This window comes from Amycolatopsis rifamycinica (genome assembly GCF_000695625.1).
Taxonomy (GTDB): Bacteria; Actinomycetota; Actinomycetes; order Mycobacteriales; family Pseudonocardiaceae; genus Amycolatopsis; species Amycolatopsis rifamycinica.
In genome coordinates, this window is sequence record NZ_JMQI01000080.1 from 20,455 (window position 1) to 33,198 (window position 12,744).

13 protein-coding genes are annotated in these 12,744 nt (G+C 72.0%); 7 read left to right on the forward strand and 6 right to left on the reverse strand.

Annotation, left to right across the window (positions count from 1 at the left end; genetic code table 11):
- Positions 1-11: 11 nt before the first annotated feature.
- The 3 genes from DV20_RS40200 to DV20_RS40210 all read right to left on the reverse strand — a co-directional run bounded on the left by DV20_RS40200 (position 12) and on the right by DV20_RS40210 (position 3,080).
- Positions 12-824, reverse strand: coding sequence for a sugar phosphate isomerase/epimerase family protein (locus tag DV20_RS40200; protein WP_043788883.1), 813 nt, complete (start codon positions 822-824; stop codon positions 12-14).
- A complete protein-coding gene (locus DV20_RS40205; protein ID WP_043788884.1) occupies positions 824-1,957 on the reverse strand; it encodes a DUF993 family protein in 1,134 nt (377 codons plus the stop codon). Before DV20_RS40205 ends, DV20_RS40200 begins: the two co-directional genes overlap by 1 nt.
- An 82-nt stretch (positions 1,958-2,039) precedes the next feature.
- Positions 2,040-3,080: a LacI family DNA-binding transcriptional regulator gene (locus tag DV20_RS40210; protein ID WP_043788886.1), complete on the reverse strand. Its 1,041-nt coding sequence runs from the start codon at positions 3,078-3,080 to the stop codon at positions 2,040-2,042.
- A 217-nt stretch (positions 3,081-3,297) separates the two neighbouring features.
- Between DV20_RS40210 and DV20_RS40215 the strand changes: the two genes are divergently transcribed.
- The 3 genes from DV20_RS40215 to lpdA all read left to right on the forward strand — a co-directional run bounded on the left by DV20_RS40215 (position 3,298) and on the right by lpdA (position 5,982).
- Positions 3,298-3,702 (forward strand): nitroreductase family deazaflavin-dependent oxidoreductase, encoded by a 405-nt coding sequence (locus DV20_RS40215; protein ID WP_043788887.1) that lies wholly within the window; start codon positions 3,298-3,300, stop codon positions 3,700-3,702.
- Between the two features lie 78 nt (positions 3,703-3,780).
- A complete protein-coding gene (locus tag DV20_RS40220; protein WP_407638378.1) occupies positions 3,781-4,542 on the forward strand; it encodes a lysophospholipid acyltransferase family protein in 762 nt (253 codons plus the stop codon).
- Positions 4,543-4,590: 48 nt separating this feature from the next.
- Complete coding sequence (gene lpdA / locus DV20_RS40225) at positions 4,591-5,982, forward strand: dihydrolipoyl dehydrogenase (RefSeq protein WP_043788890.1); 1,392 nt, start codon at positions 4,591-4,593, stop codon at positions 5,980-5,982.
- Here lpdA and DV20_RS43510 read toward each other — a convergent pair.
- The gene (locus DV20_RS43510; protein ID WP_235191140.1) at positions 5,972-6,232 is read right to left on the reverse strand and encodes a hypothetical protein; all 261 of its coding nucleotides are present in this window, start codon (positions 6,230-6,232) and stop codon (positions 5,972-5,974) included. The genes lpdA and DV20_RS43510 overlap by 11 nt on opposite strands.
- An 87-nt stretch (positions 6,233-6,319) precedes the next feature.
- Here DV20_RS43510 and DV20_RS40235 point away from each other — a divergent pair, with 87 nt between their 5' ends.
- Together DV20_RS40235 and DV20_RS40240 are read left to right on the forward strand one after the other, a co-directional pair.
- Positions 6,320-7,216, forward strand: a complete 897-nt coding sequence (locus DV20_RS40235) for an NADP-dependent oxidoreductase (RefSeq protein ID WP_043788891.1) — start codon at positions 6,320-6,322, stop codon at positions 7,214-7,216.
- A gap of 145 nt (positions 7,217-7,361) precedes the next feature.
- Positions 7,362-9,266, forward strand: coding sequence for a S8 family peptidase (locus tag DV20_RS40240; RefSeq protein ID WP_043788892.1), 1,905 nt, complete (start codon positions 7,362-7,364; stop codon positions 9,264-9,266).
- Positions 9,267-9,315: 49 nt separating this feature from the next.
- Here the strand turns inward: DV20_RS40240 and DV20_RS40245 are convergent, their stop codons facing one another.
- Complete coding sequence (locus DV20_RS40245; protein ID WP_043788893.1) at positions 9,316-9,948, reverse strand: class I SAM-dependent methyltransferase; 633 nt, start codon at positions 9,946-9,948, stop codon at positions 9,316-9,318.
- Positions 9,949-9,970: 22 nt separating this feature from the next.
- Between DV20_RS40245 and DV20_RS40250 the strand changes: the two genes are divergently transcribed.
- On the forward strand, positions 9,971-10,705 hold the full coding sequence (locus DV20_RS40250) for an SDR family oxidoreductase (protein WP_043788894.1): 735 nt from the start codon (positions 9,971-9,973) through the stop codon (positions 10,703-10,705).
- A gap of 22 nt (positions 10,706-10,727) precedes the next feature.
- Positions 10,728-11,720 (forward strand): AraC family transcriptional regulator, encoded by a 993-nt coding sequence (locus DV20_RS40255; RefSeq protein ID WP_051736326.1) that lies wholly within the window; start codon positions 10,728-10,730, stop codon positions 11,718-11,720.
- Here the strand turns inward: DV20_RS40255 and DV20_RS40260 are convergent.
- A complete protein-coding gene (locus DV20_RS40260) occupies positions 11,717-12,727 on the reverse strand; it encodes an SDR family oxidoreductase (RefSeq protein ID WP_043788895.1) in 1,011 nt (336 codons plus the stop codon). The two genes, DV20_RS40255 and DV20_RS40260, sit on opposite strands and share 4 nt — an antisense overlap.
- Positions 12,728-12,744: the final 17 nt, after the last annotated feature.

Here is a 12,744-nt window from a genome sequence, read left to right on the forward strand (position 1 = left end):
AAGCGCCGGGGTCAGGCGACGTGTTGCTCGAACGCCGTGATGGTCTCCGCGAGCACGGCCCCGCCCGGGCGGGACCACAGGTCCGCGTTGAACACCTCGACCTCGATCGGCCCGGTGTAGCCCGCGGCTTCGACGGCCGCGCGCAGGTGGCGGTGGTCGATCGGGCCGTCGCCGGGGAGGGCGCGGCCCAGCAGCGGATCGGGCAGCGGCACCAGGACGTCGCACACGTGGAACCCGGCGATCCGGCCGGCGGCCGCGGCGATCGCGTCCTCGATCCGCGGGTCCCACCAGACGTGGAACTCGTCCACGATCACGCCGACCTGCTCGGCCGGGTGCTCCACCGCGATCGCCAGCGCCTGCTCCACGGTGGACAGCACCGACCGCTCCGCGCACTGCATCGGGTGCAGCGGCTCCAGGCCCAGCCGGACCCCGCGCTCCCCGGCGTACGGCGCGAGCTCCCCGACGGCGTCGGCCACCCGCTGCCGGGACGCGGCCAGGTCGTTGCCCGCGATGCCGCCCACGACCAGCACGAGCACGCCGGCGCCGAGCGCGGCGGCTTCGTCGATCGCCTCGCGGGTCCGCGCCACACCGTCCACAGGGGACCCATCCGGCGTCACGCCGGTGAAGAACCCACCGCGGCACAACGACGAAACCCGCACACCGTGCTCCTTGAGCAGCCGCGCGGCCTCGTCGACGCCGGTCTCGGCGACCTTGTCACGCCACAGCCCGATCCAGCCGACGCCCGCCTGGGCGCAGCCGGCCACCGCCTCGGGCAGCGACCAGGACTTCGTGGTGATCTGGTTGAGGCTCAGCCGGGGGTCCATCACGCGACCCCCGCCACCTGCAGCAGCGGCCGCATCCGGGCCGCGGCCAGGTCGGGATCGGCCAGCACGCCGGCCTCGTCCGCGAGGCGTAGCAGCGTCGCCAGGTGCGTGATCGTGCGCGCGGACTCACTCCCCGCGAGCATCCGGAAGTGGTCCTGGTGGCCGTTGAGGTAGGCCAGGAACACGACGCCGGTCTTGTAGTGCCGGGTCGGCGCGCGGAAGATCTCGCGGGCCAGCGGCACGGTCGGGTCGAGCAGCGCGCGGAACCCGGCGCGGTCGCCGTCGCCCAGCCGGCTCAGCCCCGCCCCGGCCACCGGCGCGATCGGGTCGAAGATGCCGAGGAGGGCCTCGCTGTGGCCTTCGGCGTCCCCGGCGATCAGCTCGGGGTAGCTGAAGTCGTCGCCGGTGTAACAGGCGACGCCGTCCGGGAGCGCCCGGCGGAACTCGATCTCGACCGCGGCGTCGAGCACCGAGACCTTCACCCCGGCGATCGTGCCGGCGTGCTCGGCGCAGAGCGCCGCCAGTTCGCGGGCCGCGGCGCGGACGTCGGCGTGGCCCCAGTAGCCGGCCAGCGCCGGGTCGAACTGCTCGCCCAGCCAGTGCAGCAGGACCGGGCCGCCCGCCTCGGACAGCAGCTTGCCGTAGGCCGCGTGGTAGTCGTCCGGGCGCTGGGCGGCCGCGGCCAGCGCGCGGCTGGCCATCACGACCGGGAGCGCGCCCGCGCCGGCGACCAGGTCCAGCTGCTCGCGCCAGGCGTCCACAATGGACGCGATGGTGGCCGGTCCCGGCGGCAGCTGGTCGGTGCCGACCCCGGCGCACCAGCGCCGCCCGGCGGCGACCGCGCCGGTGCGGGTCACCAGCTCCCGCGTCGTCGCCCAGTCCAGGCCCATGCCGCGCTGCGCGGTGTCCATCGCCTCCGCGACGCCGAGCCCGCACGACCAGAGGTGCTCGCGGAAGGCCAGCGTCGTGTCCCAGTCCACGGCGTAGGGCTCGTCGGCCAGCGCGTCCGCGACGACGTGCGCGGCGGCGTAGGCGATGCGCGACGTCGTCGGCGTCGTCGGGGGCGCGGGTGGCCGTGGCCCGGACGGTGACCAGTTCAGCAGCTCGCCGCCGGGAGCCGGGAGCACGAGCATCGAGGACCTCCGGAAGGGTCAGAAAGCGCTTTCTCAACCCACGGTAGGGCCTGCGCCGCGCCCGCGGCAAGGCCCGGTGGGGTCAGCGCTTGGGGCGTCCGGTGCTTTCCCGCAGGACGACTTCGCCGGACAGCCGGACCGTCCGCGGCCGGGTGCCCGCCGAGCCCTTGATCGCCAGCTCCATCGCGCGTTCGCCGAGTTCTTCCAGCGGCAGCCGGACCGTGGTCAGTGCCGGGGCGAGGTCGCGGACCACCGGGATGTCGTCGAACCCGGCCACCGAGATGTCGCCGGGCACGGACAGGCCCTCCTCGCGCAACGCCGTCAGCGCGCCGATGGCCATCACGTCGGTCACGGCGAACAGGCAGGTCGGCAGCTTGCGTTTCCGGCCGGCGAGCAGCCGTTTCGTCGCCTCGTAACCGCCGTCGCGGCTGAACGCGGCCTCGATGACGTCGTCTTCGCGCAGCTCGATGCCGTGCGCGGCGAGCTCGTCGGAGAACCCGGCCAGCCGGTCGATCACGGTGCTCAGCCGCCGCGGCCCGGCCAGCACGGCGAACCGCTTGTGGCCGAGGCCGGCCAGTTCCTTCGCCAGCGCCGCGGCGCCGCCCTTGTTGTCCGGCTGCACGGTGTCGATCTTGAGCCCGCGGTGCCTGCTGACCGCCGCGACCTGACCGCCGCCGCGGCGGTAGGGCTCGAGCTCGGCGGCCATCGCGCGTTCCCACGCGCGGTCTTCGAACGCCGAGCCGATGAGCAGGATGGCCGCGGCCCGCTGCGCGCGCAGCGTCGAGACGTACGCGACTTCACGGTCCGGGTCGCGGAACGTGCCGGCGAGCATGACGAGCAGGCCGTTGTCGGTCGCCACCCGCATCACCCCGCCCGCGATGGCCGCGAAGTACGGGTCGCTGACGTCGTGGCAGATCACGCCGACCGTGCGGTGGGTGCCGCCGGCGAGGGCCTGTGCGTGCGCGTTGGGGGCGTAGGCCAGTTCGGCCGCGGCGGCGGACACCCGCTCCCGCAGGTCGGCGCGGACGGACGCGGTGCCGTTGAGCACCCGCGACGCCGTCGCGAGCGAGACGTTCGCGCTGCGTGCCACGTCTTCGAGTGTCACGTGCGGCCGGGCCTTCATGGCTGGCTCCTCCAAGATCGGTCTCGAGTGTCTCGGCGTGCTCGGTCGGTGCAATCTACTGGGAGGAGGGTGTGCCGGGAGAAGCCGCTGCTCGGGGGACCTCCCCCGAACGAGTGAAAAGGGGCGGGAAGATCGCGCGCCACAGGTGTGTTGCACACCAGGAGAACTCTCAAGTGGTGAGCCCGCCACTGCCGATCGACGCGAAAGGAAACCACGCATGCTGTTCGGTGACGAGCACGTCCGCCGTTACGAGGAGACCGACGGGGAGGTCGGCCACGACTGGCAGGAAGGCGTCCCGACGCTGGTCTTGACCACCAAGGGCCGCAAGACCGGCCAGGAGCGCAAGTTCGCCCTGATCTACCAGGAAGTCGACGGCAACGCGGTGATCGTGGCCTCCAAGGGCGGCGCGCCGAACCACCCGGGCTGGTACTTCAACCTCGTCGAGCACCCCGAGGTCGGCGTGCAGATCAAGGCGGACAAGTTCAAGGCCCGCGCCCGCACGACCTCCGGCGAGGAGCGCGCGAAGCTGTGGGAGAAGCTCGCCGCCGTCTGGCCGGACTACAACGAGTACGCCAAGAAGACCGACCGCGAGATCCCCGTCGTGGTGCTCGAGCGGCTCTGAACATTTTCGCTGTGATCTGCGCCGCGTTCGGCGCGGGCGAGGGCCGATCCGGCCGGTCGTGGGCTACGAATGACAGTCATGGACCGCTGGACCGCCCTGGACATCGAGGGTGAACTGCTCACCCGACGCCAGATGATCGCCTACGGCCGGCGTTTCGCCCGCGCCGGCCGTGGCGCCTGGTACAGCTTCGCCATCGAGGTGGTCTGGCAGTTCCTCGTCCAGACCACGCGGTTCCGGGTGCGGGGCGCGCACCACATCCCGAAGTCCGGCGGCGTGCTGGTGGCGTCGAACCACCTGTCGTTCGCCGACCCGACGACGCTCACGGCGTTCTGCCTCGCCGCCGGCCGCGTCCCGCGCTACCTGGCGAAGGCTTCGCTCTGGAAGGTGCCCGTGGTCGGTCGCGTGATGCGGTCCGGGCGGCACATCCCGGTCTACCGCGGCGCGGCGACGGCCGCGGAGGCCTACCGCGACCTGGTGGCGTCCGTGCGGGCGGGCGAATGCGTCGCCATCTTCCCGGAAGGCACGTTCTCGGACGACCCGGACGGCTGGCCGATGCGCGGCAAGACCGGCGTCGTGCGGGCGGCGCTGGAGACCGGGGCCCCGGTGATCCCGGTGGCCAACTGGGGGACCCACCACCTGCTGCCGTCGACGGCGAAGTTCCCGCGCGGGCTGCCGCGCAAGACCGTCGAGCTGGTCGCCGGGCCGCCGGTCGACCTGTCGGACCTCGTGGGCCGCGAACTGACCCGCGCGGTGCTGGAGGAGGCGACGGCCCGGATCATGGCGGCGATCACCGAGCTGCTGGTCTCGATCCGCGGCGAGCGGCCGCCGCTGGCTGCCTGAGGCCCGGGTCACCCCGCCGGACGGTGTCCGGAAGGGTAGTTTCGAGGGATGAGTGCACAACACTTTGATGTCGTCGTGCTGGGGGCCGGGGTGGGCGGCTACGTCGCGGCGATCCGCGCGTCCCAGCTGGGGCTGAGCGCCGCGGTGGTCGAGGAGAAGTACTGGGGCGGTGTCTGCCTGAACGTCGGGTGCATCCCGTCGAAGGCGCTGCTGCGCAACGCCGAGCTGGCGCACGTGGTGACGCAGGAGGCGAAGACGTTCGGCATCTCCTCCGACAGCCCGATCCGCTTCGACTACACGGCCGCGTACGAACGCAGCCGCAAGGTCGCCGACGGGCGCGTCAAGGGCGTGCACTTCCTGATGAAGAAGAACAAGATCACCGAGTTCGACGGGCACGGCACCTTCGTCGACGACCACACCCTCGAGGTCAACGGCGAGCGGATCACCTTCGGCCACTGCGTCATCGCGACCGGTGCGACCACCCGGCTGCTGCCCGGGACTTCGCGCAGTGAGCGCGTGGTGACCTACGAAGAGCAGATCCTCTCGAGCGAGCTGCCGTCGAGCATCGTGATCGCCGGCGCCGGCGCGATCGGCGTCGAGTTCGCCTACGTGCTGCACAACTACGGCGTCGACGTCACGATCGTCGAGTTCCTCGACCGGATGGTGCCGCTGGAGGACGCCGAGGTGTCGGCGGAGCTGGCGCGCCGGTACCGCAAGCTCGGCATCAAGGTGCTGACGTCGACCCGCGTCGAGTCGATCGACGACTCGGGCGAGTCGGTGCGGGTGACGGTGTCCTCGGAGAAGAACGGGCAGCAGGTCCTCACCGCCGACAAGGTCATGCAGGCGATCGGCTTCCAGCCGCGCGTCGAGGGCTACGGCCTGGACAAGACGGGGGTGGCCCTGACCGAGCGCGGCGCGATCGCCGTGGACGGCCGCGGCCGCACGAACGTCGACCACATCTTCGCGATCGGCGACGTGACGGCGAAGCTGATGCTGGCGCACGCGTCGGAGTCGATGGGCGTGGTGGCGGCGGAGACGATCGCGGGCGCCGAGACGATGGAACTCGACTTCCCGATGATCCCGCGCGCGACCTACTGCCAGCCCCAGATCGCCAGCTTCGGCTGGACGGAGGAGCAGGCCCGCGAGAAGGGCTACGACGTCCAGGTGGCGAAGTTCCCCTTCACGGCCAACGGCAAGGCCCACGGCCTGGGCGACGCGGCCGGCTTCGTGAAGCTGATCAGCGACGCCAAGTACGGCGAGCTGATCGGCGGGCACCTGATCGGCCCGGACGTGACGGAGCTGCTGCCGGAGCTGACCCTGGCCCAGCAGTGGGACCTGACGGTGCACGAGGTGGCGCGCAACGTCCACGCCCACCCGACCCTGGGCGAAGCGGTGAAGGAAGCGATCCACGGCCTCGCGGGTCACATGATCAACATGTAGGGACGTCGAAGCGGAGCTCCGGCCGGTCCCAGCCCACCTTCGGCGGCTTCGCCGGGATCGTGCCGGTCCGCCGCGCCCCCATCCGGAGGTAGAACGCCGCCGACGGGTTCCGCTTCGGCGAGCGCGTAGAAGCCGAGGACCTCGCCGCCCCGGTCGCGGTGAAGGTCGGATTGGTCTCGACGTAGCCGAGGCCGATCGCGTAACCGTCCAAAATGGACGCGTAGTCGTCCCGGACCGTACGGCAGGGCACCGGCAGTTTCTCCCCGCCGGGCGGTTGACCTCCAGCGGACTCGAAGTTCCAGGATGGTGGAACAGGCGAACAGCTGGAGGAAAGCCGATGAAAGCCGTGGCGTTCACCGAATTCGGCGGGCCGGAAGTGCTCCGCGTGCTCGACCTCCCGGAACCGCACGCCGGGCCGGGGGAGGTGCGCGTGCGGGTCAAGGCCGCCGGGGTGCAGCCCTACGACGCCGCCGTGCGGGCCGGGTGGGAACCGCCCGGTCTGACGCTTTCCTGGCCGCGCGTGCCCGGGAACGAGTTCGCCGGCGTCGTCGACGAGGGCGAACTCGCGGCCGGTACCGAAGTTCTCGGCTTCACCGCCGTGCGGGCCGCCGCCGAGTACATCGTCGTCCCGGCCTCGGATGTCACGCCGAAGCCGCCGGAAATGCCGTGGGCGGTGGCCGGCGGGTTCACCGCCGGGGCGCAGACCGCGTCCATCGCGCTGGAAGCCCTGAAGCTGCGGGATGGGGAGACCCTGCTCATCCACGGCGCCGCCGGCTCGGTCGGCACCGCGGCCGTGCAGCTCGCGCGGCTGCGCGGCGCCCGCGTGGTCGGCACCGCGAGCGAGGCCAACCAGGACTACCTGCGCGAGCTGGGCGCGACCCCCGTCGTCTACGGCGAAGGGCTGAAGAGCCGCATCGAGGCCGCCGCGCCGCGGGGGATCGACGTCGTGCTGGACGGGGCCGGGGGTGCCGCGCTCGATGTCTCACTCGAACTGGTGAAGGAGCGGGACCGGATTCTCACCCTCGTCGACCACGGCCGGGCCGCCGGTCTCGGTGTCCTCGTCTCGAAGTCCGGACGCTCGGCCACGCGGCTCGCCGAGCTGGCCGCGCTCTACGCCAAGGGCGACTTGCGCTTCCTCGTGCGGCGGGCCTACCCGTACACCGAGGCCGCGGCCGCCCACCGGGAAATCGAAACCGGACACGGACGCGGAAAAATCGTTCTCACGTTTCCCTGAGCACCCCGGTCGTTCCAGTATGTGGACCAAAGAACGTTCCCGACTTTGGTCGCTGGAATCCGGGCCGGTCGCTCCTTAGATTCTCCCCATTACACCCAGTCGGGTGTCATTCGGTCGAGTGGCCGAGTAGCACAGGGAGACATCGATGGTGAGTTTCAGCCGGGTGGCCGCGCAAGCGGTTCCGCTGACGGTCGGCGCGCTGCTGCTGACCACGGGGGTCTCGACGGCGCAGCCGTCCACCGTGGACGCGGCGGCCGCGCGCACCGAAGCGGGCATCAGCGCGCTGCAGAGCATCAAGAAGAGCCTGAGCCCCGCGGAACGCAAGCAATCGAGTCAGTTGGTCGTCGAGAAGCGATTGCGCGCCGACCGGTCGCTGGCCGCGAAGCTGCCCGAATACCGCACCGGCGTCGGCGTCAGCAACGCCGGCACCGTCTCGGTCGACATCGCCGCGCAGGGCAATGCCGTCGCGAACGCCGTCGAGGCCGCGGGCGGCACCGTCCGCTCCACCTCGCCGGACGGCACCGTCCGCGCCGACCTGCCGCTGTCCGCCCTGGACGCGATCGCCGTCCGCGCCGACGTCGCCGAGGTCAAGCCGGCGGCGCAGGCCACCACCTGGAGCGAGCAGGGCAACCGCGACTTCCGCCAGGCACTGGCCAAGCAGGCCGTCGCCGCGACGCAGGTGTCCGAAGGCGACAAGGCGCACGGCGCCGACACCGCCCGCACCACCTACGGCGTCAGCGGCTCCGGCGTGAAGGTCTGCGTGCTCTCCGACGGCGTCGACTCCCTGGCGAAGTCGCAGAGCGCCGGCGAACTGCCCGCGGTGGACGTCCTGGCCGGCCAGAAGGGCAGCGGCGACGAGGGCACCGCGATGCTCGAGATCATCCACGACCTCGCGCCCAACGCGACCCTCGGCTTCGCGACCGCGTTCACCAGCGAGGCCAGCTTCGCCGCGAACATCCGCGCGCTGCGGACCACCGGCAAGTGCCAGATCATCGTCGACGACGTCTCCTACTTCGACGAATCGCCGTTCCAGGACACGCAGGTCGCGCAGGCGGTCAACGACGTGACCGCGGCCGGCGCGCTCTACTTCTCCTCGGCCGGCAACTCGGGCAACGCGACCGACGGCACCAGCGGCTACTACGAAGGTGACTTCCGGGCGTCGGCGTCGAAGATCAGCGGCGTCACCGGCACCCCGCACGACTTCGACCCGAGCAGCACCACGCAGAACTTCGACGCCCTTTCGGCGGGCTCGCTCGGCCGCCCGGTGACGCTGTTCTGGTCCGACCCGTGGGGCAAGTCCGCCAACGACTACGACCTGTTCATCCTGAACTCCTCGGGCGGCGTCGTGGCCTCCAGCGAGAACGCGCAGTCCGGCTCGCAGAACCCGTACGAGATCGCGTCCGTGCCCACCAGCGGCTCGGGCTACAAGGTCGCGGTCGTCAAGTACAGCGGCGCCGACCGGTTCATCGCGCTGAACGTGATCCGCGGCCGGTTCGTGGCTTCGGGCTCGCTCAAGGCGTTCAGCACCAACGGCGTCACGAACGGCCACTCGGCCGCGATCAACGCGTTCAGCGTGGCGGCGGCACCGGCGGCGGGCGCGTTCACCCGCCCGCTGGAAACCGGTGACCCGGCCAACCCGGCCGGCCCGTACCCGGGCCTGTACACGGCGTCGAGCAAGTGGGAGCGCTTCTCCTCCGACGGCAAGCGCCGCGTGTTCTTCAACGCCGACGGCACGGCGATCACGCCGGGCAACGTGTCCTCGACCGGCGGCACGGTCCGCGCCAAGCCGGACATCACCGCGGCCGACGGCGTCGCCACCTCGGTGACGGGCTTCCAGCCGTTCTTCGGCACCTCGGCGGCGGCCCCGCACGCGGCGGCCATCGCGGCCCTGCTCCTGTCGGGCAAGCCGACGGCGACCCCGGCCCAGATCCGCACGGCGCTGGTGTCCTCGGCGATCGACCTGGGCACGCCGGGCTTCGACACGGTGACGGGCAGCGGCGTGATCATGGCCGGCCCGGCACTGGCCGCGCTGGGAGTGACGGCGAAGTAGGTTCCACCCGACGAAGAAGGGCCCGGCGCTTGCCGGGCCCTTCTTTTCGTCAGTCGAGGCCGGTCACCAGCAGGTGGAACCCGAGGCCGCCGTTGGTGAACCGCTCGTGCCGCGACAACCGCAGTCCCGCTGTGTCCAGGGTGGCTTCGAGCTCGGCGATCGGCCGGATGCGGAAGCCGTTGTCGGTGAGCATCCGGGCGCGGCCCATCAGGTCGGGGTCGCCGATGCCGAGCACGAACCTCCCGCCCGGCGCGAGGACCCGCGCGACCTCCGCGAAGGCCTTCCCGAGGTCGTCCACGAAGTAGACCGTGTTCGTCGAGACGATCGCGTCGACCGAGCCGTCGTCGAGGGGCAGCGCGGTCATCGGTCCCTCGCTCAGCACGAGCCTGCCCGCCCCGATCTCCCGGCGGAAGGTCCTGCGAGCCCGGTCGAGCATCGTCTTCGAGATCTCCACACCCTGCACGGTGGCGGTTTTCCGCAGCAGGAGGCCGAGGCCCAAGCCGCCGCCGAAGCCGATGTCCAGTGCCCGTTCCGTGCCCGACAGTTCGAGCGCCGCGACGGCTTTCACGACCGGTTCCCGGTTCCGGCGGTTGAGCGCCGAGCCGACGAGGCGGCCCCGCAGGCCGCTAGGGTGGCCGAGTTGCCGGGCGAGACCGGCCTGGAAACGCTCGCGAAGACCCATGCTGGTCAGTCTAGGAGGCGGGATGGCGAAGACGGCAGTCGTGACCGGGGCCGGGTCGGGCATCGGGCGGGCCGTGGCCCGCGCGCTCCTGGACGACGGCTACCACGTCGCCCTGGCCGGGCGGCGTGCCGAGGCACTCGCCGAAACCGCCGCCGGCCACGAGCACGCGCTCGCCGTGCCCACCGACGTCGCCGACGAGCAAGCCGTCGAGGCGCTCTTCGAAGCCGTGCGCGATCGCTGGGGACGGCTGGATCTCCTGTTCAACAACGCCGGGATCGGCGCCGCCGGCACGATCGCCGACCTGTCCGTCGAAGACTGGAGACGGACCGTCGACGTCAACCTCACCGGGATGTTCCTCTGCGCGCGCCAAGCCGTCCGGCTGATGAAGGACCAGGACCCGCGCGGCGGCCGGATCGTCAACAACGGCTCGATCTCCGCCCACGTGCCGCGGCCCGCCAGCGTGGCCTACACCGCGACCAAGCACGCCGTCACCGGGCTGACGCGGTCGATCTCGCTGGACGGGCGGGCCTGGGACGTCGCCTGCGGGCAGATCGACATCGGCAACGCCGCCACCGAGATGACCGAGCGGATGGCGGCCGGCATCCCGCAGGCCGACGGCCGGGTCCTCGCCGAGCCGACCTTCGACGTCCGGCACGTCGCCGACGCCGTGCGGTACATGGCCGGCCTGCCGCTCGACGCCAACGTCCAGTTCCTCACCGTCACCGCGACGACCATGCCGTTCATCGGCCGCGGCTGACCACACTCCGGGGGGAGACGAGATGCCGGGGAGCCTGCTGTTCGAGGGAACCGACGTCGAGGCGCTGGACGAGGTGGTGACCCGCGAGTTCTCACCCCACGGCCTGCGCGTCGGCCGGGGCGAGCGGGCGCCCGCCCGCTTCCGCCGCCTGCACCGGCAGGGGCTGGCGCTGTACGAGCTGGGGTGGGGTGTCCCGGTCGAGGTCGCGGCCGGTGAGCTGCCGGACTTCTACAACGTGCACATCCCGCTCGCCGGTGCGGGTGCGGTCCGGGTGGCGGGCCGCGAGGTCACCTCGTCGTGTTCGCTCGCCGGGCCCGGGATGACGCTGGGCATGTCCCTGCCGGCCGGGGCGGACACGCTCATCCTGTTCCTGCCGCAAACGGTGGTTGACAACGCTGTCAGCGCGCAGACCGGCGAACCGCCCGCGAGCGCCCCGCGGTTCGACCCCGCCCTCGCGGACGGCGACCCGGCGGTGGCCGCCTGGCTGGAGACCGCGCGGGCCTTCGCGCGGTTCGCCGCGTCACCGCTGGCGGCCCGGTCGCCGCTGGCCGCCGCCCACTTCGAACAGGTCCTCGTGCACGGCCTGGTGGACCTCCAGCCGCACGACCACGCCGCCACGCTGCCCGCCTACGCCCATCCGGCGCTGCCGCGGGCGGTGCGCCGGGCCATGGCGTACTGCGAGGAACACGCGGGCGAGCCCGTGTCGGTGGCGGACATGGCCGCGGCGGCGCGGGTCAGCCCCCGCACGCTGCAGGACCGCTTCCGCCGCGACTTCGGGACCACCCCGGCGGCCTACCTGCGCCGGGTCCGGCTGGACCGGGTGCACCAGGACCTGCTGCGCATCGCGGACGGCTCGACGTCGGGGACGGTCGCCGAGGTCGCGACGCGCTGGGGCTTCACGCACCTGGGCCGGTTCTCCGCGTACTACCGCGAGGCGTACGGGCAGCTGCCGTCCCGCACGGCGGGCAAGCCGATATCCGCGGACAGCTCGGCGGGTGACGTCGGCGCGGACTAGGGGATCACGCGCGCCTTCCGGAACTCGTCGAACAGCCGGTAGAACATCTGCTCCGTTTCGACGTACTCGTGGAAGCCCGCGCGCCGTGACTTGGACGTGTCGGCGAACACGTCGTAGTCCCAGCCGAAGACGAAGTCGCCGAACGCCCAGGATGCCGAAACGTCCGCGTAGGACGCCGACAACGCGTGGCGCTCCGCCATCGACGTCCACAGTGGACCTTTGTCCGCCATGACGTCCACCAGCGACATCCGCAGGGGCGGGGCGACGTCGAGGCCGAAGTACGCCGCCAGCTTCGGCCAGAGTTCGCGCCAGCGGAACAGGTCGCCGTTCGCGATGTTGAAGGCGCCTTGGTGCCCGGTCGCCCAGACCGTCGCCGACGCCAGGAGACCCGCGTCGGTCATCTCCAGCAGGCTGTCGTACGCGCCCGGCTTGCCGGGGAAGCGCAGCGGCAGGCCGAGTTCCTTCGAAATCGACGCGTACACCGCGATCACCAGCGCCAGGTTCATCGGGTTGCCCAGCGCGGTCCCGCCGACCACGGACGGCCGGATCGCCGACCACGTCCACGCGCCCGCCCGCCGCTCGAGGAACTGCTGCTGGTCGACGTTGAACTCCGGCGGCAGGTGGCCGGCGTCGGTCTCGCGCGCCGGGGTCTTGAACGGGCCGAGGTGCGCGCCGTAGACCTTGTAGCCCTGCATCAGGCTGACGTGCTCGACGCCGGGCGGGGCGGCCTCGACGAGGTTCGCCAGCATCGCCAGGTTGGGCGGGACCAGCTCCGCCCACGTCGGTTTGTCCTGGTAGGCGGCGTAGAAGAGGTGGGTCGCCGTGGTCAGCGGGGCGAGCTTCGCCCGCGTGTCCGCCGGGTCGAGGAGGTCGACCGCGATCGATCCCGGCCCGCCGCGGCGCGAGAGCCCGACGACGTCCCAGCCGCCGGCGGCCCGCAGGTGTTCGACGAGCTTCCGGCCGATGATCCCGTTCGCCCCGGCGACCAGGGCTGTCTTGCGTTCCATGTCGTCCAGGCTGGGCC

Coding starts and splice junctions, on each gene's coding strand:
- DV20_RS40200 (WP_043788883.1), bottom strand. CDS start 824: ATGGACCCCCGGCTGAGCCTCAACCAGATCACCACGAAGTCCTGGTCG.
- DV20_RS40235 (WP_043788891.1), top strand. CDS start 6,320: ATGAAAGCCGTGGCGTTCACCGAATTCGGCGGGCCGGAAGTGCTCCGC.
- DV20_RS40220 (WP_407638378.1), top strand. CDS start 3,781: ATGGACCGCTGGACCGCCCTGGACATCGAGGGTGAACTGCTCACCCGA.
- DV20_RS40255 (WP_051736326.1), top strand. CDS start 10,728: ATGCCGGGGAGCCTGCTGTTCGAGGGAACCGACGTCGAGGCGCTGGAC.
- DV20_RS40260 (WP_043788895.1), bottom strand. CDS start 12,727: ATGGAACGCAAGACAGCCCTGGTCGCCGGGGCGAACGGGATCATCGGC.
- DV20_RS40210 (WP_043788886.1), bottom strand. CDS start 3,080: ATGAAGGCCCGGCCGCACGTGACACTCGAAGACGTGGCACGCAGCGCG.
- DV20_RS40250 (WP_043788894.1), top strand. CDS start 9,971: ATGGCGAAGACGGCAGTCGTGACCGGGGCCGGGTCGGGCATCGGGCGG.
- DV20_RS40245 (WP_043788893.1), bottom strand. CDS start 9,948: ATGGGTCTTCGCGAGCGTTTCCAGGCCGGTCTCGCCCGGCAACTCGGC.
- lpdA (WP_043788890.1), top strand. CDS start 4,591: ATGAGTGCACAACACTTTGATGTCGTCGTGCTGGGGGCCGGGGTGGGC.
- DV20_RS40215 (WP_043788887.1), top strand. CDS start 3,298: ATGCTGTTCGGTGACGAGCACGTCCGCCGTTACGAGGAGACCGACGGG.
- DV20_RS40240 (WP_043788892.1), top strand. CDS start 7,362: ATGGTGAGTTTCAGCCGGGTGGCCGCGCAAGCGGTTCCGCTGACGGTC.
- DV20_RS40205 (WP_043788884.1), bottom strand. CDS start 1,957: ATGCTCGTGCTCCCGGCTCCCGGCGGCGAGCTGCTGAACTGGTCACCG.